Consider the following 302-nt stretch of genomic DNA (forward strand, 5'->3'; position numbering starts at 1 on the left):
TTGACAATGGATATATACATATAACTAGTAGAAAAATTAATTCAGTGACAGAAATATTATGTTTACTTAAAATAGTAGTAGAAAATTCTAATGCATAATTCTTATTTACATATGATATAGAGGGTGAAGCATTCTCTCCATTAGTATTAGATAAAATTAGAAGAGCTTTAAATGTTGTTGTAGTTAAAGCACCTGCATTTGGAGATAGAAGATTAGCTATGCTTGAAGATATTGCTATATTAACAGGAGCTATAGTAATTTCAGAAGAAAAAGCAATGAAATTAGAAGAAGCAGATTTAGAT

At 27.2% G+C, this 302-nt stretch carries 1 protein-coding gene; it reads right to left on the reverse strand.

Going from position 1 to position 302, the window contains the following annotated elements; all coding sequences use genetic code 11:
• Positions 1–302: hypothetical protein (locus tag BT993_RS07390; RefSeq protein WP_158007944.1), on the reverse strand; the 302-nt coding region annotated here is incomplete at both ends.

This window comes from Streptobacillus ratti, assembly GCF_001891165.1.
Lineage (GTDB): Bacteria > Fusobacteriota > Fusobacteriia > Fusobacteriales > Leptotrichiaceae > Streptobacillus > Streptobacillus ratti.